This window comes from Rhodococcus sp. JCM 9793 (genome assembly GCF_055380405.1).
This window is the reverse complement of sequence record NZ_AP043721.1, coordinates 4,883,454-4,906,013: the sequence shown is the minus strand read 5'-3', so window position 1 is coordinate 4,906,013 and position 22,560 is coordinate 4,883,454. Positions and strand designations below refer to the sequence as shown.

General features: G+C 66.1%; 23 protein-coding genes. 12 read left to right on the top strand and 11 right to left on the bottom strand.

The window, feature by feature from the left end; genetic code table 11:
* Nucleotides 1–9: 9 nt before the first annotated feature.
* Nucleotides 10–744, bottom strand: coding sequence for a hypothetical protein (locus tag ACZ46K_RS24665; protein WP_054810215.1), 735 nt, complete (start codon nucleotides 742–744; stop codon nucleotides 10–12).
* Nucleotides 745–787: 43 nt separating this feature from the next.
* Here ACZ46K_RS24665 and ACZ46K_RS24660 point away from each other — a divergent pair, with 43 nt between their 5' ends.
* Both ACZ46K_RS24660 and ACZ46K_RS24655 read left to right on the top strand, forming a co-directional pair.
* Entirely contained in the window at nucleotides 788–1,636 is an 849-nt protein-coding gene (locus ACZ46K_RS24660; RefSeq protein WP_464745281.1) for a helix-turn-helix domain-containing protein, read from the top strand.
* Nucleotides 1,637–1,655: 19 nt separating this feature from the next.
* Nucleotides 1,656–2,093 carry a VOC family protein gene (locus ACZ46K_RS24655; protein ID WP_464745279.1) on the top strand — a complete coding sequence of 146 codons (438 nt, stop codon included), beginning with the start codon at nucleotides 1,656–1,658 and terminating at the stop codon, nucleotides 2,091–2,093.
* Here ACZ46K_RS24655 and ACZ46K_RS24650 read toward each other — a convergent pair.
* The gene (locus tag ACZ46K_RS24650; protein ID WP_464745277.1) at nucleotides 2,087–3,160 is read right to left on the bottom strand and encodes a glutathione S-transferase family protein; all 1,074 of its coding nucleotides are present in this window, start codon (nucleotides 3,158–3,160) and stop codon (nucleotides 2,087–2,089) included. The two genes, ACZ46K_RS24655 and ACZ46K_RS24650, sit on opposite strands and share 7 nt — an antisense overlap.
* Before the next feature lie 42 nt (nucleotides 3,161–3,202).
* Nucleotides 3,203–3,883, bottom strand: coding sequence for a GNAT family N-acetyltransferase (locus ACZ46K_RS24645; protein WP_054806541.1), 681 nt, complete (start codon nucleotides 3,881–3,883; stop codon nucleotides 3,203–3,205).
* 151 nt (nucleotides 3,884–4,034) lie between these two features.
* Between ACZ46K_RS24645 and ACZ46K_RS24640 the strand changes: the two genes are divergently transcribed.
* Both ACZ46K_RS24640 and ACZ46K_RS24635 read left to right on the top strand, forming a co-directional pair.
* On the top strand, nucleotides 4,035–5,090 hold the full coding sequence (locus ACZ46K_RS24640; RefSeq protein ID WP_054806542.1) for a class I adenylate-forming enzyme family protein: 1,056 nt from the start codon (nucleotides 4,035–4,037) through the stop codon (nucleotides 5,088–5,090).
* 131 nt (nucleotides 5,091–5,221) lie between these two features.
* Nucleotides 5,222–6,178, top strand: a complete 957-nt coding sequence (locus ACZ46K_RS24635) for an adenosine deaminase (RefSeq protein WP_054806543.1) — start codon at nucleotides 5,222–5,224, stop codon at nucleotides 6,176–6,178.
* Nucleotides 6,179–6,193: 15 nt separating this feature from the next.
* On the opposite strand, the gene ACZ46K_RS24630 is transcribed toward ACZ46K_RS24635, so the two are convergent.
* The gene (locus tag ACZ46K_RS24630) at nucleotides 6,194–7,498 is read right to left on the bottom strand and encodes a D-arabinono-1,4-lactone oxidase (protein WP_464745275.1); all 1,305 of its coding nucleotides are present in this window, start codon (nucleotides 7,496–7,498) and stop codon (nucleotides 6,194–6,196) included.
* A gap of 76 nt (nucleotides 7,499–7,574) precedes the next feature.
* Here ACZ46K_RS24630 and ACZ46K_RS24625 point away from each other — a divergent pair, with 76 nt between their 5' ends.
* Genes ACZ46K_RS24625 through ACZ46K_RS24615 form a run of 3 tightly spaced genes read left to right on the top strand, consistent with a single transcriptional unit; the run spans nucleotide 7,575 to nucleotide 10,093 of the window.
* Nucleotides 7,575–8,216, top strand: coding sequence for a TetR/AcrR family transcriptional regulator (locus tag ACZ46K_RS24625; protein WP_464745273.1), 642 nt, complete (start codon nucleotides 7,575–7,577; stop codon nucleotides 8,214–8,216).
* A gap of 16 nt (nucleotides 8,217–8,232) precedes the next feature.
* Complete coding sequence (locus ACZ46K_RS24620; RefSeq protein WP_054810218.1) at nucleotides 8,233–9,438, top strand: alanine racemase; 1,206 nt, start codon at nucleotides 8,233–8,235, stop codon at nucleotides 9,436–9,438.
* A 31-nt stretch (nucleotides 9,439–9,469) separates the two neighbouring features.
* Complete coding sequence (locus ACZ46K_RS24615) at nucleotides 9,470–10,093, top strand: alpha/beta hydrolase (protein WP_464745271.1); 624 nt, start codon at nucleotides 9,470–9,472, stop codon at nucleotides 10,091–10,093.
* Between the two features lie 94 nt (nucleotides 10,094–10,187).
* Here the strand turns inward: ACZ46K_RS24615 and ACZ46K_RS24610 are convergent, their stop codons facing one another.
* On the bottom strand, nucleotides 10,188–11,990 hold the full coding sequence (locus ACZ46K_RS24610) for an AMP-dependent synthetase/ligase (protein ID WP_464745269.1): 1,803 nt from the start codon (nucleotides 11,988–11,990) through the stop codon (nucleotides 10,188–10,190).
* A gap of 153 nt (nucleotides 11,991–12,143) precedes the next feature.
* Nucleotides 12,144–12,794 (bottom strand): phosphoribosyltransferase, encoded by a 651-nt coding sequence (locus ACZ46K_RS24605; protein ID WP_464745267.1) that lies wholly within the window; start codon nucleotides 12,792–12,794, stop codon nucleotides 12,144–12,146.
* 336 nt (nucleotides 12,795–13,130) lie between these two features.
* Here ACZ46K_RS24605 and ACZ46K_RS24600 point away from each other — a divergent pair, with 336 nt between their 5' ends.
* Nucleotides 13,131–14,993, top strand: a complete 1,863-nt coding sequence (locus ACZ46K_RS24600) for a DEAD/DEAH box helicase (RefSeq protein ID WP_464745265.1) — start codon at nucleotides 13,131–13,133, stop codon at nucleotides 14,991–14,993.
* 4 nt (nucleotides 14,994–14,997) lie between these two features.
* On the opposite strand, the gene ACZ46K_RS24595 is transcribed toward ACZ46K_RS24600, so the two are convergent.
* The 3 genes from ACZ46K_RS24595 to ACZ46K_RS24585 all read right to left on the bottom strand — a co-directional run bounded on the left by ACZ46K_RS24595 (nucleotide 14,998) and on the right by ACZ46K_RS24585 (nucleotide 18,085).
* On the bottom strand, nucleotides 14,998–15,531 hold the full coding sequence (locus ACZ46K_RS24595; RefSeq protein WP_464745263.1) for a mycothiol transferase: 534 nt from the start codon (nucleotides 15,529–15,531) through the stop codon (nucleotides 14,998–15,000).
* Nucleotides 15,528–17,429, bottom strand: coding sequence for an ABC transporter ATP-binding protein (locus tag ACZ46K_RS24590; RefSeq protein ID WP_464745262.1), 1,902 nt, complete (start codon nucleotides 17,427–17,429; stop codon nucleotides 15,528–15,530). The genes ACZ46K_RS24595 and ACZ46K_RS24590 overlap by 4 nt, the downstream gene beginning before the upstream one ends.
* A gap of 77 nt (nucleotides 17,430–17,506) precedes the next feature.
* Nucleotides 17,507–18,085, bottom strand: coding sequence for an AMIN-like domain-containing (lipo)protein (locus ACZ46K_RS24585; protein WP_054806362.1), 579 nt, complete (start codon nucleotides 18,083–18,085; stop codon nucleotides 17,507–17,509).
* Between the two features lie 125 nt (nucleotides 18,086–18,210).
* On the opposite strand from ACZ46K_RS24585, the gene ACZ46K_RS24580 reads away from it, so the two are divergent.
* From ACZ46K_RS24580 to ACZ46K_RS24570, 3 genes are read left to right on the top strand one after another with little or no spacing between them, the layout of a single operon-like run.
* Nucleotides 18,211–18,942 carry an ABC transporter ATP-binding protein gene (locus tag ACZ46K_RS24580; protein ID WP_054806363.1) on the top strand — a complete coding sequence of 244 codons (732 nt, stop codon included), beginning with the start codon at nucleotides 18,211–18,213 and terminating at the stop codon, nucleotides 18,940–18,942.
* A gap of 2 nt (nucleotides 18,943–18,944) precedes the next feature.
* On the top strand, nucleotides 18,945–19,700 hold the full coding sequence (locus tag ACZ46K_RS24575) for an ABC transporter permease (protein ID WP_054806368.1): 756 nt from the start codon (nucleotides 18,945–18,947) through the stop codon (nucleotides 19,698–19,700).
* Nucleotides 19,697–20,329, top strand: a complete 633-nt coding sequence (locus ACZ46K_RS24570; protein ID WP_054810136.1) for a TetR/AcrR family transcriptional regulator — start codon at nucleotides 19,697–19,699, stop codon at nucleotides 20,327–20,329. Before ACZ46K_RS24575 ends, ACZ46K_RS24570 begins: the two co-directional genes overlap by 4 nt.
* Here ACZ46K_RS24570 and ACZ46K_RS24565 read toward each other — a convergent pair.
* Nucleotides 20,298–21,023: an SDR family NAD(P)-dependent oxidoreductase gene (locus tag ACZ46K_RS24565; protein WP_464745260.1), complete on the bottom strand. Its 726-nt coding sequence runs from the start codon at nucleotides 21,021–21,023 to the stop codon at nucleotides 20,298–20,300. The two genes, ACZ46K_RS24570 and ACZ46K_RS24565, sit on opposite strands and share 32 nt — an antisense overlap.
* Before the next feature lie 100 nt (nucleotides 21,024–21,123).
* Between ACZ46K_RS24565 and ACZ46K_RS24560 the strand changes: the two genes are divergently transcribed.
* A complete protein-coding gene (locus ACZ46K_RS24560; protein ID WP_464745258.1) occupies nucleotides 21,124–21,999 on the top strand; it encodes a helix-turn-helix domain-containing protein in 876 nt (291 codons plus the stop codon).
* A gap of 35 nt (nucleotides 22,000–22,034) precedes the next feature.
* On the opposite strand, the gene ACZ46K_RS24555 is transcribed toward ACZ46K_RS24560, so the two are convergent.
* On the bottom strand, nucleotides 22,035–22,403 hold the full coding sequence (locus ACZ46K_RS24555) for a VOC family protein (protein WP_464745256.1): 369 nt from the start codon (nucleotides 22,401–22,403) through the stop codon (nucleotides 22,035–22,037).
* Nucleotides 22,404–22,560 lie beyond the last annotated feature (157 nt).

The following is a 22,560-nucleotide window of genomic DNA, read 5'->3' as shown; positions in this document are numbered from 1 at the left end:
GTCGGACTCTCAACTCCGGTGAGGGGCGGGCAGCGTGCCCTGCTCGGCCGGCCACATCGCGGGAGGTGCTCCGAAGGCCTCGCGCGCGTTGATGATCGTGCGCTTGCCGATCGTCCGGTTCCCGGCACCACCGATCGCAGCGCCGATACCCGCGGGCACGAGTTTGCCGACGATCAGTGCACTCCGCCTGGCCGCGTACTTCCGGACGAACTTCTTCACGAGCGTGTTGTTCATCAGTTTGAGCTGTTTGCTGCCGACCTGGCCCGTCAGCGCCTTCGGCCAGTTCTTCAGCGACGTGCCGGTTGCGGCCGCGACGATCTCCTTACCGGAATCCCCGAGCGCAACCGCGAGCACGAGCGCGCGCCGCTGGTTGTGGTCGTGGGGTTCGATTCCGTACACCGACGCGACAGCGAGCGTGAGCAGCGCCGATGCTTCGAGGAAGAACACCGACTCGGCGCCGATCGCACCGATGGCGGCGATGGTGCCGACGCCGGGGAAGGCGGCGGTGGCGCCTGCTGCGGCACCACTTCCCGTGATGGTGGTGAGGAACTGCTTCTCGAGCCGCGTGATGATCTGCGCGGGCGACTCGTCGGGATGTGCACGACGCAGCCTCTCGACGTATTTCGCGACCGCGGGGCCCTGCAGCCGGCTGCCGTTGTCGAGCAGCCTGATGAGCGCGCGTTCGATCGCACCACCCTTGATGGCCTCACCGTTCTTGTCCAGTGCGACAGACTTTTCGCCCATTTCGATCCTTGTCGTGTGTCCGCCGGTGGCTACGCTGGTAATTGTGACCCGGTCGTCAACTGTTGTCGGCATTTCCGACGGGGCCCGGCAGCGGCCCGCGCCGTTGCTGCAACCCTACGTGCGTTGGTACGAAGGATATCGGCTGACGGGCTTCCCACCGGGGCAGCATCTGGGTCTGTCGTCGCCGGATCTCACCGTCGTTCTCAGTCTCGATCAGCCCGTCGACATCACCCGGGCGGCCGCGCCCGGTCAGCAACCGGGACGTTTCACCGCATTGGCGAGCGGTCTGGCCACCTCGGCGGTGACGATCGCGCACGACGGCAACCAGCACGGTATCCAGCTCGCCCTGACGCCGGCCGGAGCCCGCGCTCTCCTCGGGGTTCCGACATCCGCACTCGGTGCGTGGGTGGTCGAACTCGAGGACCTGCTGGGGCCCGACGCGCAGGAACTGCTCGAGCGGATCGCCGCGACACCCGAATGGCGGCAGCGTTTCGCGATCCTCGACCGCGTCCTCACCCGACGGCTGTTCGATGCTCGCGATGCCGTGCAGATGGATGCGCGTGTCGCGCACGCATGGCAGCAGCTCGTCGCCCGACCCGGCACCGCAGTGCGCGCGGTGGCCGACGATCTCGGATGGAGTCGCCGCTATCTGACCTCACGCTTCACCGCGGAACTGGGCATCACTCCCAAGGAATCCGCGCGCATCGCCAGATTCGACAGGTCGAAGGCGATGTTGCGCAGGCCCGAAGCGCTGCTGTCCGACGTGGCGGTCCGCTGCGGGTTCTACGACCAGGCCCACCTCGCCCGCGAGTGGCGTGAGTTCGCGGGTGTGCCGCCGTCGCGTTGGAGGCAGGACGAAGTGTTCCCATTCGTCCAAGACTCCGGCGCCTGATCGGAGGAGCCTTGTCTCCATGACCAGCACAGCAGCAAACCAGGACAAGACCGACAAACGCGCCCCGAATGTATGGCCGTGCCTGGCCTACACCGACGCTCGGGGCGCCATCCGGTTCCTCGTCGGCACACTCGGATTCACCGAATCGGCGTGCTACGGCGAAGGTGACACCGTGGACCACGCAGAACTGACGTGGCCGTACGGCGGCGGAATCATGCTCGGCTCCGCCGGGCGTGACACCCCGCTCGATCAGCACGCCGACTCGGGCTCCATCTACCTCGTCGTTCCCGAGGCTGCGATCGCCGACGCCCTCTACGAGAAGGTCCGCGACTCTGCCGCGACCATCACCGTGGAGATGCGCGACGAGGACTACGGCTCACACGGCTTCACGTGCCGCGACCCGCAGGGAGTGTTCTGGAGCATCGGCACCTATGCGGGGCACGGGTTCGGTCAGTGAACGCCTGATCGCAGAGGTGTGTGATCCGCCGGCACCGTCTCCTTCGCACGCGGCGGGGGAGGCGGGGTGCCGTCGCCGAACGGCCGGCCCCCGAGAGATTCCCGGCCGTGCGGCGTCACCCACCCCGACAGGTCGGGGCCCTTCGGCACGATCTGCGTCGGATTCACATCGGTGTGGACGATGTAGTAGTGCTGCTTGATCTGCACGAAATCGGTCGTGTCGCCGAATCCAGGGGTCTGGAACAGGTCGCGCGCGTAGCCCCACAGTGCCGGGAACGCGGTGAGCGGATTCCGGTTGCACTTGAAATGACCGTGATAGACGGGATCGAATCGGGCGAGGGTCGTGAACAACCGGACGTCGGCCTCCGTGATCGTGTCGCCCACCAGGTAACGCCGGTGGGTGAGCCGGTCCTCGAGCCAATCGAGCCGAGCGAACAACCGGTCGAACGCGGCGTCGTACTTGTCTTGTGAGCCGGCGAACCCGCACCGGTAGACGCCGTTGTTGACGTCCCGATACACAAGATCAGCTACCTCGTCGATCTCGCTCCGCAACGACTCCGGGTACAGGTCCGGTGCTCCGTCGCGGTGGAATGCGGTCCATTCGGTCGAGAAGTCCAGCGTGATCTGCGCATAGTCGTTGGTCACGACCTTCCCGGTCGGCACATCGACGATTGCCGGCACCGTGATGCCGCGGGGATAGTCGGGTTGTCGCGCGAAGTACGCGTCCTGAAGCCGCTCGATGCCCAGCACCGGGTCGACACCACCGGGGTCGAGGTCGAAGGTCCAGCTGCGCCGGTCGTGGGTCGGGCCGCACAGTCCCAGCGACAACGCGTCCTCGAGGCCGAGCAGTCGTCGCACGATCAATGTGCGGTTGGCCCAAGGGCATGCACGTGCTGCGATGAGACGGCAGCGCCCCGCTTCGACCGGGTATCCGTCGCGGCCGTCGGCGGTGATTCGCGTCGAGATGTAGTGGGTGTCGCGGGTGAACTCGGCTCCCGGCTCGACGTAACTCGCCTCGCCCGCCGTGTCTGCGCTGTCGGCGGCTGTGCCCGTGTCTTTGCTGCTCATGAGGATCCCTTGGAATCGAATTGGTCATCCGGTCCGAGTCGGCTACCGGACCGACAAACGCACTGTGACGAGGGTTCCCCACTCGACGTACCCCGACACCGCCGCCAGCCCCCGTGCCGCGAGATTGTCGCGGCGGGTCCGCCACAGGGGAATCAATCCGGCGTCGAGCGCGTCGTGCGTGCACAGTGTCGCGACGGTGGCGCCCAACCCGAGTCGTCGATTCTCCGGTGTCGTCAGCACCCTCACATCCGCAAGCAGCGACTGGAGTTCGCGGTAGCCCGCACCGGCGAGAGGCTGGTGGTCGTCGTCGAGCAGGACGAACGCGCGATCGGGTACATCCGCGCCGACCTCGGTGCTGTCGTCGGGCGGGCAGCGTCGCACCAGTTCGGCGAGGTACGCGGTGTCGTGCGAGATCAACGGATCCTTGATCCGCACCGCATCCGTCCACTCCGGACACAGGCCGAGCTGCTCGGTGCGGGCCGCGTAACCACCTGCCGCAGCGCGCACCGCGCCTTCGTCCGAGGGCTCGGCCAGAGCTGCCACAGCGGACACTGTGGGCTCGGGACCCACCACCGCGACCGTGTCGCCGATGCTGAGCACTCGGACCGTGGTGGCCGTCTCGTCCGCTTCCGTCACAAGTCCACCGGAAGAGAGGGCGTCGTCGGCGAGGCCGAGTTCGCGACACCACGCGAGGGCCGCGATGCTCGAGAGATGGGGGTCCACGCGAACACCGTATCCCGCAGACCGCGGAGAGGACGTGTCGTGGGTTCAGGGGGCGAGCCCGCCGTACCCGGCGCACATCGGAATCCAGTTCTCCGGCCAGAATGTGACCCACGCCATATAGTGCAAGCACGGACAGCGTTGGGAGGTGGCCATGTCGCTGGCGGTCGTCGGAGTTCCCGCGGGAGCGGGCTGGCTGCAGAGTGAACGCGCCATGCGCCGCTGCGGCGGGATTCTGCACTACGAAGATCTCGAACCATGCCTTGCCGAAATGCTCGATCGCAGCGCGTTGCGGTACTCGAACCGTGTCGCTGTGATCGACGGGGACGGTCGCACGGTCACCTACCGCGACCTCTGGACCGAAGCGGCGAAGGTCGCGGGAGGGCTCCTCGACCAAGGAGTCGGCCCGGCCGATCGCGTCCTGGTGCATTACCGGAACGGATTCGAGTGGCTGCACGCATTCCTCGGGGTCGTCCTCGCCGGCGGTGTGCCGGTCCTGCCCGATCCCACGTGCAGCGACACCGAAATCGACTGGATGGCATTCGACAGCGGCGCCGTACTCATTCTCGACGGGCCCCTCCCCGACGGAGTCCCGTTCCTCGATGGTGGTGCGTCACCGGACGAACTGGCGCTGCTCTACTACGTCCGAGGCTGTGGCGGTGACCTGCGAGGTGTGGAACTCACCAATACGAACGTCCTGTCGACGATCGAAGCCGTGGGGCACGCGATGGATCTGGCGAACGAGCCCGGCCGCACCGTGATCACCGCACCGCTGTGCACGGCGGTCGGATGCAGCGTGCAGTTGCTCCCGACCCTCGCGTTCGGAGGGACCGTCGTCGCGGCGCGCGCTCGAGGGACCCGTGTGCCGTGGAGGCACTTGCGAGCGTCCTTCCCCACCTCGCGTTGCGTCCGAGGTTGGGGTGTGGCCGAGACCGGAGGGATCGGCCTGCTGCTTCCGTCCGAGAATCGCCGAAGGCATCCTCGCAGTGTCGGTGTACCTTTCGGCGGAATCGAGGTCGCGTTGCTCGGCCCGGATGCCGAGGAAGGAAGGGGCGAGCTGCTGTGCCGCGGGCCGAGCGTCGCCCGCGGTTATTGGAACAATCCGGCCGCGACCGCCGAGATGTTCGACGACGGCTGGTTTCGCACCGGCGACCAGGTCTCCATCGACGACGCAGGCTTCGTCAACCCCGTCGCCGTGCGGGTGTCATGACGTGCGACTGCCGTCCATGACGTGTGTGACTCAGCGCGCATTCGCAGGTCAGCTATTCTTTTTCGCAGCCGTGCGAGCGTGCAGACGCACTCGCGGAGAAGCACACACCCGTCTGGAAGGGCATCTGAGCAATGGTCGAGGAAGGCGCGGTGCCGCACGAGCACGGCTTGGCGGAACTGCACGTGCACATCGAAGGAACCCTCGAACCCGAGCTGATCTTCGCCCTCGCGGAACGCAATCGCATCGAGCTTCCGTACCGGGACCTCGACGATCTGCGCGGCCGATACGAGTTCGGGGACCTCGTGTCGTTCCTCGACCTCTACTACGCCAACATGGAAGTTCTGCGCACGGCACAGGATTTCGCCGACCTCGCCCGCGCGTACTTCGCGAGGGCGGCGCGGGCCGGCATCACGAGAGCCGAATTCTTCTTCGATCCGCAGGCCCACACGGCTCGCGGAGTCGAGTTGCGTGAGGTCGTCGACGGTCTCGCGGACGCCGCCGCGGGTGCGCGCCGCGAGTACGGCATCGATGCCGCGATGATCGCGTCCATCGTGCGCGATCGTCCAGTGCCGGAGGCGAACGACACCTTCTCCGAGCTGATGAAGCTGCAGGCCCCGATCATCGCGCTCGGACTGGATTCGGCGGAAGTCGGATACCCGCCATCACTGTTCGAGGACGTGTTCGCGCGGGCCCGTGCAGAAGGTCTGCACATCACGGCGCACGCGGGGGAGGAGGGACCTCCGGAGTATGTCCGGCAGGCACTGGATCTACTCGGCGCCGAGCGCATCGACCACGGCATCCGGTCCCTCGAAGATCCGGAACTCGTCGCGAGGCTGGTGGACGAACAGATTCCGTTGACGGCGTGCCCGTTGTCGAATGTCCGGTTGCGAGTGGTCGATACGCTTGCAGATCATCCGTTGCGCCGCATGCTCGAGGCAGGATTGTCGGTGAGTGTGAACTCCGATGACCCTGCGTACTTCGGCGGATATGTGGACGACACGTTCACTGCGCTGCGTGAGCAGCTGGGATTGACCGATGAGGAAAGACAGGTCCTGGCCGACAATTCGATGCGCGCTGCATTCCTCTGAATCGGACCCGCACCTCTACGCGCCGAGTACGCGCTGCAGGTATGCGTTGTCGAACACGCGCTGCGGATCGACACGGTCGCGCACTGCGAGGACGTCGTCGAATCGGGGATACGCCTCGCTCAGCTCGGCGGCGGTGAGTCCGTGCAACTTCCCCCAGTGCGGGCGTCCGCCGACGGACCGAGCGATGGCCTCGACTGCCCGGAAGTAGTCGCGGTGCTCGCTGCGGTGGAACTGGTGCACGGCCACGTAGGCGGTGTCGCGGCCGTGGGCGGTGGACAACCAGACATCGTCGGCGGCCGCGAATCGTACCTCGATCGGGAACCCGATCCGCACTTCGGAGCGGTTCAGCCATGTCGCGATTTCGCCCAGCACCGTGGGTAGCGCGTCGACCGGTATGGCGTACTCCATCTCCCTGAATCGCACACGCCGATTCGACGCGAACACCCGGTGACTGCGATCGGTGTACGTGCGCTCCGACAATGCGCGCGACGACACGGAATTGAGCCGTGGAATCAACGCGGGCACCCGGGTTCCCAGGTGCTGGAACGCGTTGAACACGCCGTTGGACAGGATCTCGTCGTCGACGAATCCCCGAATCCGCCCGACAGGGTCGACCGGCGCGGTACCGGGTAGTCGGGTGTTGCTCTTGGTGAGGACGCCGTCGGTGTGGGGGAACCAGTAGAACTCGAAATGGTCGGCGCGGAGCCGGTCGTGGAGGCCGTCGAGCGTCTCACTCAGCGAGGCCGGCGCCTCGTGGGCACGCAGCCGGAATGCGGATACGCAGTCGAACGTCACACTCGAGAGAACACCGAAAGCACCGATTCCGAGCCGGGAGACCTCGAACAACTCGGGTTCCTGTTCGGGGGCGCACTCGACGACCGATCCGTCGGCCAGCACCGTCGTCACCGCACGAACCTGAGCTGCGAGACCGGTGAAAGCCGACCCGGTGCCGTGTGTTCCGGTGGAGATCGCTCCGGCGACGGACTGGACGTCGATGTCGCCGAGATTGGGCAGCGCGAGACCGAGTGCCCACAGATGCTCGCTCAGGTCATGCAGGCGCGTCCCCGCCCGCACACTCACGAGCGCGCCGGTCGCCGTGGGCGATACGGTCTCGATCCCGGTCATCCGGTCGAGCGACAGGAGGGTTCCATCTGTGACGGCGACGCCGGTGAACGAATGGCCCGCGCCGACAGCTTTGACGCGTCGACCCTGTTCGGCAGCGCGCGCGATCGCTGTTGCAAGTTCGGCCGTGCTGTCCGGTGTGTCGAACCGATACGGGCTCGAAGACTCGGTCCGTGCCCAGTTGTGCCACGTCGCCATCCCCACATGATCGACCTGGACACGCGTTCAGGTCAATACCCTGCTTCCCGCGAGCCTCCCGAACTACCATCGGGGAATGTCGAACCGGTTGCCTGCGGATGAGCGTCGAGCCCAACTCGTCGAATCTGCACTGGAACTCGCCGAACGCGGTGGTGTCGGCGCGGTCACCGTGCGGGCAGTTGCGGAGAACGCCGGGGTGTCGTTGGGGGTGGTCCACTACTGTTTCGACAGCAAGGAGGCCCTCGTCGTCGCGATGGCCGAGACGCTGATTCAGCAACTCGCCGACACTATGCGCACGGCGTTCGATGTCCCCCACGACCAAGCCGCGCCGCAAGGCGTTCGCGGACTGCGAGAGCTGCTGTTCAATGGGCTCAGCGCCGCGTGGCCGTCGATCGAGGCGACCGCCGGACGTCAACTTCTCACCTATGAGATCACCACCTACTCGCTTCGTCACCGCAATACGGGCGCACTCGGTGGCGGCATCGCGATGCAGCAGTACCGCATCATGGACGAACAGGCGCACGCATTCCTCACAGCGTGTGCCGAACAGACCGGGACGACGTGGACGGAGCCGATCGAATCCGTGGCGCGCACCGCGCTTGCGCTCATCGACGGTTTCACGCTGCGCTGGCTCGTCGACCGGGAAAGCGACTCGATCGTCGGCGAACTCGACGACATGGCGGGGATCATCGCGGCCCGTGCTGTCGGGAATCCCTGACCTCACCTGCGTACCGATGGGACAACCCTTGAACACTGCTGCACTCCGTCACACCGCTGTACTCGACCGCCTCGACGCAGCGACGTCGGATCTGGACCCGCCCTTCGCGGCATTGGACCTGACGGCATTGCGGTACAACGCGGACGATCTCGTTCGTCGCGCGTCGGGCACCCCCGTACGGGTCGCCAGCAAGTCGGTGCGCTGCCGAACCGTGCTCGAAGAGGTCCTCGGTTCCGATCTCACCGCGCGGGGCGGATTCCGCGGCATCATGTCGTACTCGTTGCGTGAGGCGCTGTGGCTCGTCGAGTGCGGTGCACGCGACATCCTCCTCGGATATCCCACCGTCGATCGCGTGGCCCTCGCGGAACTCGCGACCGACCCCGTCGCGATCGGGTCGGTGACCCTCATGATCGATTCCTCGACGCAGCTGGATCTGATCCGAAATGCGTTGGGTAGCCGTACTGTTCGTCCCCGAGTGTGCCTCGATATCGATGCATCACTCCGTGTCGGACCGGTGCATCTCGGAGTGCGACGATCACCGCTGCGCACTCCGGATCAGGCAGCTGCGCTCGCACGGGTCGCTGAGTCCGAGGGGTTCGACGTCGTCGGAATCATGTTCTACGAGGCACAGATCGCGGGCCTGCCCGATTCGTCGCTGCCGGTGCGGGTGGTCAAGAAGATGTCGGCGCGGGAACTCGCGACACGGCGAGGCGACGTGGTCGACGCGGTACGCGCCGTCGTCGGCGACCTCGAGATCGTCAACAGCGGTGGCACGGGATCCCTCGAGGTGAGCTCGGCCGATCGGGTGGTCACCGAGGTCACCGCCGGATCGGGACTGTACGTACCGACACTGTTCGACGCCTATGACTCGTTCACGCCGAATCCCTCGTTGTTCTTCGCGTTGTCCGCCGTGCGCAAGCCGACACCGTCGATCACCACCCTGTTCGGCGGCGGGTACATCGCGTCAGGACCGCCGGGTGCGGCCCGTGTTCCCCGGCCGGTCCGGCCCGCAGGCCTGAAGCTTCTGCGCAACGAGGGAGCGGGGGAGGTGCAGACCCCGGTGCGCGGCCGCGCTGCCTCGGATGTCCCGATCGGTGGGCGTGTGTGGTTCAGGCACGCGAAGGCGGGGGAGTTGTGCGAGAGGTTCGCGCAGATCCACGTCGTCGAGGACGGTGCTCGCACCACCGTGCCCACCTACCGCGGCGAGGGGCACTGCTGGTGACCAGTGGCGGTGGTGAGCGGATAATGCACCCATGCCGTTCTTCGACGGGGCCGCAGGCCGCATCCACTACCGCACCTGGAATACCGACGCAGCGTCGGTCGGTATCGTCTTCGCACACGGCATCGGGCAGCACACCGGCAACTACCACCGCTTCGCTGCGGGCCTCGGCGCTCGAGGTATCGCACTGTGGGGCATCGACCTGGCCGGACACGGATTGTCCGAGGGCGAACTCGATGCCGCGGGGTCCGTCGAGTCCCACGCGGCCGACCTGTCCGCGTTGACCGCGATCGCGGAGGACACCGGGATTCCGCTCGTGCTGATGGGGCATTCCCTCGGTGCAGCGTCGGCGCTCGCGCTGCTGCGCACCGACGCCGGCCGATTCCGGGCCGCGGTCCTGTGCGGGACCCCGCGGTCGGCGACACGGCCCGAGTTCGCTCGGGCATGTGCCGACTCCCGCCTTCCGGTCCTTGCCGTGCACGGCATCGACGACCGACTCGCGCCGATCGAACCGGTGCGGGCGTGGGCTGTGCAGGTACCGAACCTGCAGCTCGACGAATTCCCCGACGCGGGGCACGATCTGCTCCACGAACCCGTCCATCGTGCAGTCACCCGTGACATCGCAGAATTCGTCCTCGAGGTCACCGCCCGACGCTGACCGCTTCCCCTGAGCGAGCGAAAGTGCCGTTCGTCTCGACCGGGCGAGTGAACGGCACTTTCGGCTCAGAAGTGCTCGGGGTAAGGGAGACGGGTCAGGAGTAGAGCGCCTCGATCGCCGAGCCGTGCTTGTCGTGGATGATGTTGCGCTTGAGCTTGAGTGTCGGGGTCAGCTCGCCGGTCTCGATCGTGAAGTCCGTCTCGAGAATGCGGTACTTCTTGATGGCCTCGGCCTTCGACACCTTGGCGTTCGTGGCTGCCACGGCCGAATCGATCTCCGCGATCAGATCGGGGTTCGTGATCAGATCTGCGACGGTGCTGTCCGCGGGCAGGCTGTGGCGCGCGAGCCAGCCGGGGAGAGTCTCCGAGTCGATGGTGACGAGCGCACCGATGAACGGCTTCGCGTCGCCGACGACGAGGACCTGGCTGATCAACGGGTGCGCACGCAGGGAATCCTCGAGGATCGCGGGCGCGACGTTCTTGCCGCCGGCCGTGACGAGCAGTTCCTTCTTACGTCCGGTGATCGCGATGAACCCGTCGGCGTCGATCGTTCCGATGTCGCCGGTGTGGAACCAGCCGTCGCGGATCGAGTCGGCGGTGGCCGCGTCGTTCTGCCAGTAGCCGTCGAACACAACAGGGCCCTTGAGAAGCAGTTCGCCGTCCTCGGCGATCTTCGCGGAGTGCCCGTTGAGGGGCCGTCCGACCGTTCCGACCTTCTGATGTTCCGGGGTGTTCATGACAATGCCGCCGGTGGTTTCGGTGAGGCCGTAGCCCTCGTACACCGTGACGCCGATACCGCGGAAGAAGTGGCCGAGGCGCGCACCGAGTGCGGCGCCGCCCGACACGGCCCGGGTCGCGTTTCCACCGAGCGCATCGCGCAGCTTGCCGTAGACGAGCTTGTCGAACAGCGCGTGCTTGGCCTTGAGGGCGAAGCCGGGACCTCCCGTTTCGAGTGCCTTGCTGTACTCGATCGCGGTGTCGGCCGCCTTGTCGAAGATCTTGCCCTTGCCGCCGTCGTACGCCTTCTGCTTGGCGGAGTTGTAGACCTTCTCGAACACGCGCGGAACCGAGAGGATGAAATTCGGCTTGAATGCGGCGAACTGGTCGAGCAGGGTCGTCAGATCCGAGGTGTGACCGACAGTGACCTTGTGATCGAACGACGCGAAGGAGATGAGTCGCGCGAACACGTGAGCGAGTGGCAGGAACAGCAGTGTGCGCTGACCGGCTTCCATCGAGTCGGGCAACCCCAGCTGGGCTGCCGTGGACTCGGAGTAGAAGTGGCGATGTTTGAGCTGCACGCCCTTGGGCCGGCCGGTGGTACCCGAGGTGTAGATGAGAGTGGCGGCGGATTCCGCGTTCACCTGCTTGCGGCGTTCCTCGACCTGCTCGTCGGTGACTGCAGCGCCGCGGGCGGTGAGCTCCTCGATTGCGCCCTTGGTGCCCGGGGCAGGATCGATCTGCAGCATCTCGCGCACGGACGGCGCAGCCTCGGCGACCTCACGGACGATGTCGGCCTGCTCGGTGTTCTCGACGATGAGCAGGGATGTTCCCGAGTCTTCGAGGATCCACTTCGACTGGTCGGCCGCGGAGGTCTCGTAGATCGCGACCGTGGCGCCGCCTGCGGTCCAGATCGCGTAGTCCAGCAGAACCCATTCGTAGCGAGTGCTCGAGAGGATCGCGACGCGGTCGCCGAGCTCGACGCCGGAGGCCATCAGGCCCTTCGCGACCGCGCGGACCTCGGCGGCGAACTGGACTGCGGTGACCGGAACCCACTTGCCGTCGATGAGGCGCTCGAACGGCACGAAGTCGGGAGACTCCTTCTCGTGCCGGAACACCGAATCTGCCATCGACACGTCGTCCGGAATCGCGAACGACTGCGGAACAGTGATCTCACCCATCTGTGACCCCTCCATCTTTTTGAACTTGCGATGTGCATTGCATCACAGAGCGTCCCCGTCCGCACCATCCGGGCTGCCGGTTTTGGGAAGTTTCAGGGTTCATTGTGCGTGATGTACGCCACGAAAGCTACCCGTTGGTAGCTTGTATCGAAGTCATGTTCGGGGCGGTCGGGTGCTCTCTCGCAGGACGCCGGCGGCTTCGTCGTCACTCAGCTGATGAAAATCGGAGTAGGCCGCGCCCACCGAGTCGTAGCCCGTGGGCGCCCACGGGCAGATCACTTCGTCTGCGTCCCGCGCGACCCGTCGCACCGCTTCGGGGGATGCGATGGGAACGGCGAGCACCACCCGCGCGCTGCCGGCGGCGCGCGCGGCCCGGCACGCGACTGCTGCTGTAGCTCCGGTCGCCATCCCGTCGTCGACGATGACGGCGGTCCGTCCGTTCAGCGCGACACGTTCGCGACCGGAACGCAGCAGTGCGCCACGGCGATCCAGTTCGACCTTCTCACGCGCCTGAATGTGTTCGATGGACTCGGCGCCGATCCTGGCGAGCCGGATCACGTCGTCGTTGAGAACACGGATGCCGCCTTCGGCGATCGCGCCCATTGCGAGTTCGGGATGCCAGGGCACCCCGAGTTTGCGGACGACGAGGACGTCGAGGGGAGCGCCGAGAGCGCGAGCGACTTCGCGGGCCACCGGAAGCCCACCGCGGGGTAGAGCGAGGACGACGGTGTCCGCTCCGCGAAGATGCTCGACCGAGCGCGCGAGTCGCCGTCCGGCCTCTTCTCGTGAGGGATACCGCCGCACTACCTCAGTATGAACTCGGCGCGAGACGAAATCAGCTCGATTCGCCGGACCTCGATTCGCCGGACGGAGACGAGTAGTGGACCGGGAACGATGCCCTCGGTGCGAGCGAAGGTCCGGCGCGGCAGACGCGTCGGTCTGCCCCCGGACGTAGCCGAGTTCGACGGTGTGTTTCCGGGGTGATGACGGCGGGCGCGCTCCACTGTTCTACCAGCGGGTAGAGTCCGGTATCGAGGCGTCTGATGAGTGCCGACACACCCCTGCTCGGGGCGTGTTTCGGCACACTCTTGCATGGGTCTGGTACGGAATCGGCGTGCCATCCGATAAACTGCTGGTCAAATGAGTGAAATTGAAAACGCCCCCGACCAGGAGACCGCATCCCTCACGTTTGCCGATCTCGACATCGACGACCGTGTGCTGAAGGCTCTTTCGGACGTGGGTTATGAGTCCCCGTCGCCGATCCAGGCGGCAACCATCCCACCACTGCTGGAGGGTCGGGACGTCGTCGGTCTCGCTCAGACCGGCACCGGCAAGACTGCCGCGTTCGCAGTGCCCATCCTCTCCCGGATCGACACTTCGAAGAAGCGGCCCCAGGCGCTCGTGCTTGCGCCCACCCGAGAACTCGCGCTGCAGGTAGCGGAGGCTTTCGGTAAGTATTCGTCGCACATCCCGGGCCTGCATGTGCTGCCCATCTACGGCGGTCAGGCCTACGGTGTCCAGCTCGCCGGGCTGCGCCGCGGTGCTCAGGTCATCGTCGGCACCCCCGGACGTGTGATCGATCACCTTTCCAAGGGCACCCTCGACATCTCGGAGCTCGAGTTCCTCGTCCTCGACGAGGCCGACGAGATGCTCACGATGGGCTTCCAGGAGGACGTCGAGCGGATTCTTGCCGACACCCCCGATACCAAGCAGGTCGCGTTGTTCTCGGCGACGATGCCCGGCGCGATCCGCCGGCTGTCGAAGCAGTACCTGAACAACCCGCAGGAGATCACGGTCAAGTCGAAGACCACGACCTCCTCCAACACGACCCAGCGCTGGGTGCTCGTGTCGCATCAGCGCAAGCTCGATGCACTGACACGCATCCTCGAGGTCGAGTCGTTCGAGGCGATGATCATCTTCGTCCGGACCAAGCAGGCCACCGAGGACCTCGCCGAGCGGCTGCGCGCACGGGGGTTCTCCGCTGCCGCGATCAACGGCGACATCGTGCAGGCGCAGCGTGAGCGGACCATCGGTCAGCTCAAGAGCGGAGCCCTGGACATCCTGGTCGCCACTGACGTCGCGGCCCGCGGTCTCGATGTGGAACGCATCAGCCACGTCGTCAACTACGACATTCCCCACGACACCGAGTCGTATGTGCACCGCATCGGCCGCACCGGTCGTGCAGGGCGCAGTGGTGACGCACTGCTGTTCGTAGCGCCCCGCGAGCGGCACCTGCTCAAAGCGATCGAGCGGGCCACCCGCCAGCCGGTCGCCGAGATGCAGTTGCCGAGCGTCGACGACGTCAACGCGCAGCGTGTGTCCAAGTTCAACGACTCGATCACCGAGGCGCTGACGTCCGAGCACCTGCAGCTGTTCCGCACGTTCATCGAGGATTACGAGCGAGAACACGACGTTCCGCTCGCCGACATCGCGGCCGCGCTGGCCGTGCTCTCGCGCGACGGGGATTCGTTCCTCATGGAGGAGCAACCGGAACCGGTCGCGCCGCCGCGCCGCGAGCGTGAGCCACGCCCGCCTCGCCGGTTCGAGGACGACGGCGCGACACGTGTCGGTCGCGACGGCCAGGAGATGGCGACCTACCGCATCGCGGTGGGCAAGCGGCATCGCGTGCAGCCGGGTGCGATCGTCGGTGCGATCGCCAACGAAGGCGGCCTGCGTCGCGGCGATTTCGGGCACATCAGCATCCGCGCCGATCACAGCCTCGTCGAACTCCCCAAGGACCTGCCGCAGCAGGCCCTCGAGGCGTTGCGCGCCACCCGGATCTCGGGTGTGCTGATCCAGCTTCAGCGCGATGCCGGTGCGCCCGGCGGACGTCCCGCGTCGGCCCGCGGCGGTGATCGCGGTGGCGATCGTCGTGGTGGAGACCGGCGTGGTGGAGACCGCGGTGGCGATCGTCGCGGTGGCCGCAAGGAATACGGCAGCGGAGATTTCACCCACCGCAGCGATCGCGGCGACCGTGGTGGCCGCGGCGGTTACCGCGACTGACAGTTCACGGAGTATCGATCGACGGCGCCTCCGCCAGCACATCTGCGGTGGCGCCGTCGATCGATTCCCGGATGATGTCGGCGTGGCCCGCATGCCGGGCCCACTCCTCGATCTGATGCAGGACCAGGAACTGCACGGTGAACGGCACGCCCTGATCGAGCCAGACCACGGCCCCCGCGGGAATTTCGACGACGCGATCGAGGTCGGGTTCCGCGCGTAGCGTCGCCGCGAAACGGTCGGCGGTGGCGTCGAGGCGGGCAATCTGGTCGGCGACCGCCTCGTCGGCTACCTCCCATCCGGCCATCCACGCGGCGACCGGATCGGCGGCGCGGCTCTGCTCACCGGAGATCCGATCGATGGTCGCCGCGAGCCCGTCGATCAGGTGGTTCAGTAGCGAAGCCAAACTCATCGCCGACGCGCTCGGGACGCTGCGCGCCTGTTCTGCCGTCAGACCGGACAACGATCCGCGCAGTCCGGCGAACTGGTTTCCGAGAATTGTCAACAGCAGTTCGGTTTCCTGGGTGCTCTGTGTCGTCATGGCTGAAGTATCGGCATATTCGCGGACGACTTCGGTCCGGAATCGGCGAATTGGGTTCGATACAGCTCGGCGTAGCGTCCGCCGGCCGCAAGCAACTCCTGATGCCCGCCGCGCTCGACTATGCGTCCTGCCTCGACCACCAGAATTTGATCGGCGGCCCGGATCGTCGACAAGCGATGCGCGATCACAATGGATGTGCGAGCCGCGAGTGCCTCGGTGAGCGCTTCCTGCACGGCGGCTTCGGATGTCGAATCCAGATGTGCGGTCGCTTCGTCGAGGATCACCACACGCGGTTGCGCCAGCAGGAGGCGTGCGATGGTCAGTCGCTGACGTTCGCCACCCGACAGGCGGTAACCGCGTTCTCCGACGACCGTGTCCAGACCGGTCGGCAGGCTGCGGATCAGTTCATCGAGCCGGGCACGGCGCAGCGCGTCCCAGACCTGCTCCTCGGTGGCTTCGGGCCGTGCCAGCAGAAGATTCCCGCGGACCGTGTCGTGGAACAGGTGCCCGTCCTGCGTGACGAGTCCGACGGTGGCCCGGATCGAATCCGCCGTCAGCGTGCGCACGTCCGTGTCGCTGAGCAGTACGGTGCCCGTGTCGACGTCGTACAACCGCGGAATCAATTGCGCAATGGTCGATTTCCCCGCTCCGGAGGATCCGACGAGCGCGACCATCTCGCCCGGCTCGACGCGGAACGACACGTCGTGCAGCACCGTCTCGCCGCCACGCGAGTCGAGCACCGCGACCTCCTCGAGCGATGCGAGCGACACCTTGTCGGCCGACGGATATGCGAAACCCACATCGCGCACTTCCACCGCAACAGGGCCGTCCGGAACGGGCTTCGCATCGGGGATCTCGCGGATCAGCGGTGTCAGGTCGAGGATTTCGAAGACCCGCTCGAAACTCACCAGCGCACTCATCACGTCCATCCGCGCGCTGGCAAGTGCGGTCAGAGGGGCGTACAGGCGGGTGAGCAACATGGCCATCGCGACGACCGAACCCGGATCGAGCTGTCCACGTAGCGCATAGAAGCCGCCGAGGCCGTAGACCAGGGCCAGCGCGAGCGCGGAGACGAGCGTCAAGGCGGTCACGAACACGGTCTGCAGCATCGCGGTGCGAACCCCGATGTTGCGGACGCGCCGTGCGCGCACGGCGAACTCGGACGATTCGTGGGCGGGGCGTCCGAACAGCTTGACGAGCGTGGCGCCGGGCGCCGAGAACCGCTCCGTCATCTGCGTGTTCATCACCGAATTGTGGTTGGCGGCTTCGCGGCTCAGCTGAGCGAGCTTCGTGCCCATCGTGCGAGCGGGAATGATGAAGATCGGCAACAGTAGCAGTGTCAGCAGGGTGATCTGCCACGAGATGCCGAACATGACGACGAGAGTGATCACGAGTGTGACGACGTTTCCGGCGACACCGGACAGCGTGTCGCTGAACGCGCGCTGCGCGCCTATCACGTCGTTGTTCAGTCGCGAGACCAGCGCACCGGTGCGGGTGCGGGTGAAGAACGCGATCGGCATGCGCTGCACATGATCGAAGACCGTCGTGCGCAGATCGAGAATCAGATCTTCGCCGATGCTGGACGACAGCCATCGATTGGCGATGCCCAGCCCCGCCTCGACCAGCGCGATCGCGGCGATGACGACCGCCAGCCAGACGACGACCGACAGTGCGGCGTTGTCGACGATCGCGTCGACGACGCGGCCGGCGAGGACCGGTGTGGCCACCCCGAGTGCTGCGATGAGCACACTCAGGATCAGGTACGCGATGATGTTGCGTCGATGTGGCCGCGCGAATGCACCGATCCTGCGCATGGTTGCGCGGGAGAACGGGCGTCGATCGCTCTCGGCGTGCATCGCGTTGTACATCGCGTTCCACGCCGTGACTTCCATGCTCATGGGGGAGCCCTCCTTGTGTCGCGCTCGACGTTAGAACCTCGAGCGCGCTCGAGGTCAAGCGTAGGCGCGGGGGAGGACTAGTTCGCCACGTCGATCACCAAGCGAGTGGGATCAGTGAGGGAAGAGACGGAGAACGGGGTGTCCGGGTCGGCCACTCCGATGAACGACTGCGTCACGCCCTCGAACACACCCGATCCGTTGACTTCGACGACGGATCCGCCAGGTGACCCGAGAACCGGGTTGGGACCCGAATACGGTTCGACGCCGATGTCGAACGGATACGCCGATCCGTCGATGAGGACCTGGATCACGGCGCCACCGGCGACGGGGATCTCGTTGCCGCTGCCGTCCTGGATCGCGCTGTCGACGTAGCCGACCCGCCACCCGGGGATGCCTTCACCGGCGAGTTCGTACACGACGCGGTCGAAACCGTCGTGCTGCCCGGTGCGGATGTCGGTGACCGTGAGCTTCGCGCTGTCGCCCGCGGAGGAGACCTTGTCGGCCGCGTCGGTGGGCAGCGTTGCCGGTGCGTCCGGTGTCGTGGCCTGCGTTTCGATCGATGCCGCAGACTCGGGTACGGGGTCGCCGTTGGCGGTGCATCCCGCGAGAACCAACGCGGCGGCGGTGATGGCGAGGGCGTGACGGGTGCGAAGCATGAGCCTCATGATACGGCGCCGATGCGTCGGACAGAGGGAGATGCGGTGCGGGTCTTGACGGGCGAGGATCCGAGTTGCAGAATTCAACACACGATGATTTCAACACTCGATGAATTGAGTGGACCATGAACGTCAGATCCGAATCTCTCGCCGTCGACGTCCGTGACCTGGAGGTCCGACGCGGCACCCATCGAGCACTCGACGGCGTGACCGTGCAGGTCTCCAGGGGCTCCATCACCGGACTGCTCGGACCCTCCGGCTGTGGAAAGACCACGTTGATGCGGTCGATCGTCGGCACTCAGATCGTCGAATCGGGCAGCGTCACCGTGCTCGGGAAACCTGCGGGATCCGCAGACCTACGCCGGCGTGTCGGCTACGTGACCCAAGCGCCGAGCGTGTATCTCGACCTGTCGGTCACCGACAACGTCTCCTACTTCGCGGCGCTCTACGGCCGGCGAGGCTCTGCCGTCGCCGACACGATCGCCGCAGTCGGACTGACCGACCACGCGCGTAATGCTGCGAGTGCCCTGTCCGGTGGTCAGCTCGGGCGCCTGTCGCTCGCCTGTTCACTCGTCGGCGACCCCGAGCTTCTCGTGCTCGACGAACCCACCGTCGGCCTCGACCCGGTGCTGCGCGCCGAACTGTGGGACCACTTCCGGGCATTGGCCGGTCGAGGCACGACACTTCTCGTGTCCAGCCACGTCATGGATGAAGCCGACCACTGCGACCAACTGCTTCTGCTGCGGGAAGGCCGGTTGATCGCGCAACTCACCCCCGGTGAACTGCGCGACCGGACCGGCGAGCCGAGCCTCGAGGATGCGTTCCTCAACCTGATCCGAACCTCGACGGGAGCATGATCATGAGCGCCGTCATCTACGCCTCCACCACCACGCGAATTCTTCGCCAGCTCAGATCCGACCACCGCACCGTCGCGATGATCGTGTTCGTGCCGAGCCTGCTGATGATCCTGCTGTACTTCATGTACCAGAACGCACCCGTCGGGCCGGGCGGCTTCTCGCTGTTCGACCGGATCGCCGTGACGATGCTCGGGATCCTGCCGTTCGTCGTGATGTTCCTCGTCACGTCCATCGCCATGCAGCGCGAACGAAGCTCAGGAACCCTCGAACGCCTGCTCACGACACCTCTGACGAAACTCGACCTCCTTGCCGGCTACGGCAGCGCGTTCTCCGTCGCGGCCGCACTCCAGGCCGGGCTTGCATGCGCCGTGGCATTCTGGCTGCTCGGCGTCACCAGCGCCGGATCGGTGGCGTGGGTACTCGTGACGGCAGTGCTCGTCGCTGTACTCGGCGTCTCTCTGGGACTGTTGTGCAGTGCATTCGCCCGCACCGAATTCCAAGCGGTGCAGTTCATGCCGGTACTTGTCATCCCACAGTTCCTGTTGTGCGGTCTGCTCGTCCCACGCGACCAATTGCCGGACTGGTTGCGCTGGATCAGTAATGTATTGCCGCTCAGCTATGCGGTGGAGGCACTGCAGGAGATCACGACACACCCGGGGACCACTGCTGTCATGGTTCGTGATCTCATCGTCGTTGCCGTATTCGCTGCGGCAGCCCTCGCGCTCGGCGCTGCGACCCTGCGCCGCAGGACACCGTGACCACCGAATCGCGGAGCCCTCGGCGTTCGGGCCGGCGCCCCGGCAACTCGGGTGCACGCGAAGCGATCCTCGTATCCGCGCGGGAACTGTTTGCTGCCAACGGGTTCGACAAGACGACGGTGCGTGCAGTGGCGGCACGTGCACGAGTGGATGCAGCGCTCGTCCATCACTACTTCGGTACGAAGATGGAATTGTTCACCGCATCCATCGCGCTGCCCGTCGACCCCAGAGAAGTCCTCGCACCGGTGTACGAGACACCGGTCGCGGACCTCGGTCACGCACTTGCCTCCGCCCTGATCGGAATATGGGAGTCCCCGCACCGCGATGCGGCGGTGGCGATGTTCCGAGCCCAGATCAGCGGTGGCGAGAGCGGACTGATCCGAACATTCCTGCTCGAGGTGGCGCTCGAACCGTTGCTGGGCAGGATCGATCAACCTGAGGGCACTGGTCGGTTGCGGGCCGAGTTGGTAGCGACCCAGATGGCGGGGGTGATGCTCGTGCGTTACATCCTGGCACTCGAGCCCCTGGCGTCGCTGCCCCCGGGACAACTCGTCGAGATTATCGCGCCGACACTGCAGCGCTATCTCACCGGCGGGATCACCACGGCACCGGACCGCGACGGTCGATGAACATTCCCGCTGGTGAAGGTGCGGTGCATGCCTCGACGATCGCAGCGGTGCCTTCTTCGACCGATTGGGTGCCGGAGAAGCCGTTGAGTGCGGTCGCCGTGTAACCGGGGTCGACAGCCACGACGCGAATATCCGGAAGTGCCTTGGCGTACATGGTGGTCACCATGTTCAAAGCCGCTTTCGACGATGGATACACAAGGCCGTGCAACGTGGATTCGATGCGCGTGGAATCGGTCGTCACGCCGAACGAACCCATTCCGCTCGACACCATCACCAACCGCGGCGACACGGACTGCGTGAGCAACGGCAGGAAGGCATGGGTCACGCGGACAGGTCCGAGCAGGTTCACTCCGAAGACCGGCAGGAAATCGGTGGGGACGGTGTCGGTGGGAGCGGCGAGTCTGCCCGCGATACCGGCGTTGTTGACGAGGACATCGAGACCTGTGCCCGACTCCGACACTGTCTGATAGGCAGCCGTGGCGGAGTCGTCGCTGGTGACATCGAGTTCGACGACGCGAACATCGGAGCGGGGGCTGTCGACTCGGATCTTCGCGGCAATCTCATTGCCGGCGTCGACGTTGCGCACGCCCATCCAGATGGTGTGTCCGGAAGCGGCGAGACGGCGGCAGGTTTCGGCGCCGAGCCCTCCGGTGGCGCCGGTGACGAGAACTGTGGATCCATGTTGTGTGGTCATGCCACCACTGTCATCGCTCGATCCACTCGGGACCAGGACCGGACGATCGTGGGATCGGCAGTACTACCCATGCGGCGCACAAGGTTGTCATGCTGGAGGAATGGCGATCGATCGCACCGAACTGGCGGCCGCGCTGCGGCACGCTCGTCAACGAATCACGCCTGGCGAGGTCGGTCTGCCGTCGGGTTCGCACCGCCGCACCCCCGGGCTGCGTCGGGAGGAGGTCGCGATGCTGGCGGGGATCAGCGTCGACTACGTCGTCCGCCTCGAACAGGGACGCGGACCCGTTCCGTCGGCGCAGGTTCTCGGTGCCCTGGCCAGGGCGCTGCGACTCGACCTCGACGGTCGTAATCAGCTGTTCCACCTGGCAGGGGTCTCGCCTCCCGGCCCGGGCACGATCGACATGCACGTGCGGCCGAGCGTATTGCGCCTGATCGACCGGTTCGCAGACCTGCCCGTCGTGGTGATGAGTGCGAAAGGTGATGTCCTCGCCTGGAACGCGATGGCCTCTGCGCTGCATGGCGATTGGTCGGCGTTGCCCCCGCACCGTCGCAACATCAACCGACTGCGCTTCCTTCCCGACCCGGCCGATCCTCCGATGAGCACGGTCGGTACAACCGATGAAGAATTCGAGGCGACGGCGGAACAATCGGTCGGGAGTCTTCGCGCCGCGTCGGCCCGCTATCCGAGCGACTCCGGCTTGAGCGCACTTGTCGATGAACTGCGCAGCAGATCGGAGCAGTTCGCGACCTTGTGGAATAGCGGCACGGTCGGTGGGTGGCGGACACACACGAAGACGGTGAACCACCGGGCGTTGGGGCCGATCGTCCTCGAGTGCGACGCGTTGCACATCCCGGACGTCGACCAATCGGTCATGGTGTATTCGGCAGCGCCCGGCACGCCGGCGGCCGAGTTGCTCGCGTTGCTTACAGTGGTGGGAATTCACGAGTGGGACGGCGACTCGGCTCGGTCATGACGGCTCGGCCGTGACAGCGGTCGGGCACGAGCGAACTATTTGTCGTCGGTGTCCTCCAGGTAGACCAGACCGTTGCCATCGGGGTCGGTGAAGGAGAACATCGCCGGCACACCCTCCATGCGGATCAGGTCGTCGTTGTGCAGGGTCGTCCCGGACGCGCGGATCGTGTCGTGCGCGGCACGAGCGTCGGAGGTGCCCAAGCGGATCGCGACCGGTATCTCGCCGACGGGCGGTAGAAGTAGCAGGGAGACCTCCGAACCGGACGGCACGACCTCGATCAACCGTGCGCCCGGCCAGATCTCCACGTCGGCGCGGAGTTCGCACCCCAGCGTCTCGGTGTAGAACTTCAGTGCGGCATCCTGGTCGGCCACCGGAACCGACACGCTCAGTACTTTCGTCGTCATCGTCATACCTGGGTCGACCGCGCAGCAGGCCGAAACTCATCACGGCAGCAGGGAGCGTCGCCCCCACCCGCGACAGCTTCGGCGGATTCACCAGGCGGTGTTCGCGGTCCTCGCGTTGGAATCGGAGCCGGTCGACCCCCGACTATGAGGCAGCCGA